Raw genomic sequence first — 5,182 nt, forward strand, 5'->3', positions numbered from 1 at the left:
CTGTTGCTGATGAAGCTCGGCAGCGGCGGCAGTTCGGCCGCCGGCACGGCCATCGACAGCCGCGGATACGCCCCGTACAGCGTGCGCAGCGCGACCACGGCCTCAAGACGGGCCAGCGGGGCGCCCAGGCAGTAGTGGGCGCCGTGCCCGAAGGCGAGGTGGCGGGTGCCCGGCGGCCGGGTGATGTCGAACCGGCCGGCGTCGGGGCCGTATTCGCGCGGGTCGCGTCCGGCGGCGGCGTACCCGGCGAGCACGGGTGTCCCGCGCGGCACCGTGGTGCCGTCCACGTCGAGGTCGGTGGTGGGGTAGCGGAACGGGAAGTTCGCCACCGGGCTGTCCCAGCGCAGCGTCTCCTCGATCACCGCGTCCCAGGAGGCTTCACCCGAAAGGACGAGGTCGCGTTGGCCGGTGTGGTCACACAGGGCGCGCACCGCGTTGGTGATGAGATTGAGCGTGGTCTCGTGCCCGGCGACGATCATCAGCAGCAGGGTGCCGGTCGCCTCCTCGTCGCTCAGCCGCTCGGCGCCGTCCTCCCGGTCCGCGTCGCGGGCCGCGATCAGCGCGCTGGTCAGGTCGTCGCCGGGGCGGGCTCGCCGCTCGGCGACGACCTGGGCGAGCACGTCGTGGATCGCGCGCAGCGCGGCCGTCGCGTCGGCGGCCGAACTGGAGGTGCTGACCAGGAGGTGGGTGAGGTCGTGCAGGCGGTCGCGGTAGGCCGGGTTCACCCCGAGCAGTTCGCTGATCACGCCCATCGGCAGCGGATAGGCGAAGTGCGCGCGCAGGTCCACGACGCCGTCCGGGCCGGCCCGGCCGGGCAGTTCGGCCGCCAGGTCGCCGGCCAGCCGCTCGATCCAAGGGCGCAGGGAGGCCACCCGGCGTGGCGTGAACGCCTTGGTGGCCAGCCCGCGCAGCCGCCGGTGGTCGTCGCCGTCGGCCGTCGTCATCCCGTTGACCAGGGCGAAGGCGTTGAGCTGCCACTGCGCCGGGATACGGCCCTCCTGGAGGGCGGCGAAGTGCCGGGCGTTCTTGGCCACTTCGGGGTCGGCGAGGAAGTCGCGCAGCTCCTGGTAGCGGGAGACGATCATGCCGGGGACGCCGTCCGGCAGCATCACCGGGCAGGCGGCCGCGCGCTCGCGCAGGATGGCGGCATCGGCCTGTACGGACGCGCCGCTGCGGTCCATCGGATACGGGTCGGCCGGGTGCGAATCCATCGGGTGCGCCGAGGTCATGGGTTCCTCCCGAGATCGTGGCCCGCCCTGTGCCCGGAATCACCTTGAGTGGAATAGACTCAACTTGCTTCATGTTCCCGCAAGCAGGTTGAGGTACATGGTAGCGACGATCGATTGAGGAGGACAGCACGCCCGTGGAAGCCGAGCTGACCAACAAGAGCCGGGAAGCGCTCAACAGCGCCAACGCCAAGGCCGTCGCCGAGGGAAACCCGGACCTGACGCCCGCGCATCTGCTGCTCGCTCTGCTGAGCGGCACGGACAACGAGAACGTGCTCGACCTGCTGGCCGCGACCGGCGCCGACCCCGTGGCGCTGCGGGCCGACGCGCAGCGGCTGGTCGAGAGCCTGCCGTCGGTGCAGGGGGCCACCGTCGCACCCCCGCAGGCGAACCGTGACATGCTCGCCGTCATCGCCGACGCGTCCCAGCGCGCCAAGGACCTCGGCGACGCGTACGTGTCGACCGAGCACCTGCTGATCGGGACCGCCGTCAAGGGCGGCCCGGCCGGCGAGTTGCTCACCACCGCGGGCGCCAAGGCGAAGGCGCTGCTGACGGCGTTCGAGAGCGCCAGGGGAGGGCAACGGGTGACCAGCCAGGACCCGGAGGGCACCTACAAGGCACTGGAGAAGTACGGCACCGACTTCACCGCGGCCGCCCGCGAGGGCAAGCTCGACCCGGTGATCGGCCGGGACCAGGAGATCCGCCGGGTGGTCCAGGTGTTGTCCCGCCGTACCAAGAACAACCCGGTGCTGATCGGTGAGCCCGGCGTCGGCAAGACCGCCGTCGTGGAGGGCCTGGCCCAGCGCATCGTCAAGGGCGACGTGCCCGAGAGCCTGCGCAACAAGCGGCTGGTCTCCCTCGACCTGGGCGCGATGGTGGCCGGGGCGAAGTACCGCGGCGAGTTCGAGGAGCGGCTGAAGGCGGTGCTCGCCGAGATCAAGGACAGCGGCGGGCAGGTCATCACCTTCATCGACGAGCTGCACACCGTCGTCGGCGCGGGCGCCGGCGGCGACTCCGCGATGGACGCGGGCAACATGCTCAAGCCGATGCTGGCCCGCGGCGAGCTGCGGATGGTCGGCGCCACCACGCTGGACGAGTACCGCGAGCGGATCGAGAAGGACCCGGCGCTGGAGCGGCGCTTCCAGCAGGTGCTGGTCGCCGAGCCGACCGTCGAGGACACCGTGGCGATCCTGCGCGGCCTCAAGGGCCGCTACGAGGCGCACCACAAGGTGCAGATCGCCGACTCCGCGCTGGTCGCCGCCGCGACGCTCTCCGACCGCTACATCACCTCCCGCTTCCTGCCCGACAAGGCCATCGACCTGGTCGACGAGTCCGCGTCCCGGCTGCGGATGGAGATCGACTCCTCGCCGGTCGAGATCGACGAGCTCCAGCGCTCGGTGGACCGGCTGCGGATGGAGGAGATGGCGCTCAAGAACGAGACCGACCCCGGCTCCGTGCAGCGGCTGGACAAGCTCCGCAAGGACCTCGCCGACCGCGAGGAGGAGCTGCGTGGCCTGACCGCCCGCTGGGAGAAGGAGAAGCAGGGCCTGAACCGGGTCGGCGAGCTGAAGGAGCGGCTCGACGACATCGTCACCCGGATCGAGCGCGCCCAGCGCGACGGCGACTTCGAGACCGCGTCGAAGCTGATGTACGCGGAGAAGCCCAAGCTGGAGGAGGAGTTGGAGGAGGCCACCCGGGAGGAGCAGGAGGCCGCCGCCCAGGAGACGATGGTCAAGGAGGAGGTCGGCCCGGACGACATCGCCGACGTCGTCGCCGCCTGGACCGGCATCCCCGCCGGCCGCTTGCTGGAGGGCGAGACGCAGAAGCTGCTGCGGATGGAGGACGAGCTCGGCAAGCGGCTGATCGGCCAGGCCGAAGCGGTCCGCGCGGTCTCCGACGCGGTCCGCCGCTCCCGCTCCGGCATCGCCGACCCGGACCGCCCCACCGGCTCCTTCCTCTTCCTCGGCCCCACCGGCGTCGGCAAGACCGAACTGGCCAAGGCGCTCGCCGACTTCCTCTTCGACGACGAGCGGGCGATGGTCCGCATCGACATGAGCGAGTACGGCGAGAAGCACTCGGTGGCCCGGCTGGTCGGCGCCCCGCCCGGATACGTCGGGTACGAGGAGGGCGGCCAGCTCACCGAGGCGGTCCGCCGCCGCCCGTACAGCGTGGTGCTGCTCGACGAGGTGGAGAAGGCGCACCCGGAGGTCTTCGACGTCCTGCTCCAGGTCCTCGACGACGGCCGGCTCACCGACGGCCAGGGCCGTACCGTCGACTTCCGCAACGCGATCCTGATCCTCACCTCCAACCTGGGCAGCCAGTACCTGGTCGACCCCAAGCTGGACCCGGCGCAGAAGAAGGAGAACGTCCTCGCCACCGTCCGCGCCTCCTTCAAGCCGGAGTTCCTCAACCGGCTGGACGACATCGTGGTGTTCTCCGCGCTCGACAGGGACGAGCTGCGCCGGATCGCCCGGCTCCAGACCAGCCGACTCGCCGACCGGCTCAGGGACCGCCGGCTCACCCTGGACGTCACCGACGGCGCCCTGGACTGGCTCGCCGAGGAGGGCAACGACCCCGCCTACGGCGCCCGCCCGCTGCGCCGGCTGATCCAGACCGCGATCGGCGACCCGCTGGCCCGCGCCATCCTGGCCGGAGAGGTGCTGGACGGGCAGAACGTCCGGGTGGACCGGGCGGTCGACGGGCTCATCGTCAGGGGGGAGGATGGCGGGGAAACGTCACGAAGGGAACCTTCACGGTGAGCATCGACCCCTCCTCGATTCCGAACTTCGGGAGCCAGCCGGAACCCGACCAGCCGAGCGGAGAACCCACTGCCAACGTGGTGATCCCGGATCAGGACCTGGTCAAGCAACTCCTCGACCAGATGGGGCTCAAGCACGCCATCGACGAAGAGGACGACCTCCTGGCGCCCTGGGAGGAGTTCCGCACCTACTTCATGTTCCGCGGCGAGGCGCAGCAGCACGTCTTCGCGGTGCGCACGTTCTACGAGCGCACGTACTCCGTGGACGAGAAGGCACAGCTCCACGAGGCGATCGACGAGTGGAACCACCTCACGCTGTGGCCGAAGGTCTACACGAACACCGACGACGACGGTGCCGTCCGCCTCATCGGCGAGGCCCAGATGCTGATCGGCATGGGCGTCAACCTCGACCACTTCGTGGCCACCACGGTGAGCTGGGTCCAGGCGTCCATCGAGTTCAACAAGTGGCTCGGTGAGCGGCTGGGCCTGGAGGAGGCGGCCGACGGCGACGAGCCGGGCGACGACTCCGAGCCGGGCGACAGCTCCGAGCCGGGTGACGGCTCCGAGGACTGAGCAAAGGAAGCGCCGGGCGAGGATTCGCCGGGACCCGCACCCGCACCTCATGGGCGCCCGGGACACGTACGAACGCGTACGACGTCCCGGGCGCTCGTGCGTGCGCGGCGGGTCTGTGCGCGGATCACCTGATGCGTGATCAATTGTTCTCGCGGGCCGGTCGATTGGGCCCGCTTCGCGTGATACGTTCTGTCACCGACGAACTTAATAGAGTGACCCCGGCAGCGCGCCAACGCTCCGGGGTCCGGCACAAGGAGACGAACCCTCCTCATGCAGATTCATCGTAGCCGCCATGCGCGCGGTTTCACGGTCCTGCCGAACACGCTGCTGCAAGACCGGCGGCTGTCCTACACCGCCCGCGGGCTGCTGGTCGACCTCCTCTCCCGGCCCGACGGATGGCCGGAGGACGGCCGACACCAGCCCGCAGGGCCGCCTGGCCGTCGCCAAGGCCCTGCGCGAGCTGGCCGTCGCCGGTTACTACCGCGTGGACAAGGTCCGGCGGGCGGACGGCACCTTCGTCAGCGAGACCCACGTCTACGACTCCCCGCAGGTGGGACCGGGTGCCGTACGTCCGGGCTCCGGTCGCCGGGCCACCGGCGAACGTGACGCCCACCCCGTAGAGGAC

At 70.8% G+C, this 5,182-nt stretch carries 3 protein-coding genes and 1 pseudogene; 3 read left to right on the plus strand and 1 reads right to left on the minus strand.

Annotated features, from left to right (window positions below; genetic code table 11):
• A partial coding sequence (locus tag AC13HU_RS31565; protein ID WP_483045400.1) for a cytochrome P450 family protein occupies positions 1-1,229 on the minus strand: 1,229 nt, incomplete at its 3' end.
• 134 nt (positions 1,230-1,363) lie between these two features.
• On the opposite strand from AC13HU_RS31565, the gene clpB reads away from it, so the two are divergent.
• The 3 genes and pseudogenes from clpB to AC13HU_RS31580 form a co-directional block, all read left to right on the plus strand.
• Positions 1,364-3,985, plus strand: a complete 2,622-nt coding sequence (clpB, locus tag AC13HU_RS31570) for an ATP-dependent chaperone ClpB (protein WP_483045401.1) — start codon at positions 1,364-1,366, stop codon at positions 3,983-3,985.
• The gene (locus tag AC13HU_RS31575) at positions 3,982-4,557 is read left to right on the plus strand and encodes a YbjN domain-containing protein (protein WP_483045402.1); all 576 of its coding nucleotides are present in this window, start codon (positions 3,982-3,984) and stop codon (positions 4,555-4,557) included. The genes clpB and AC13HU_RS31575 overlap by 4 nt, the downstream gene beginning before the upstream one ends.
• Before the next feature lie 292 nt (positions 4,558-4,849).
• Positions 4,850-5,182: pseudogene (locus tag AC13HU_RS31580) on the plus strand (hypothetical protein); the annotation flags it as partial.

The organism is Streptomyces sp. NH27 (genome assembly GCF_056859195.1).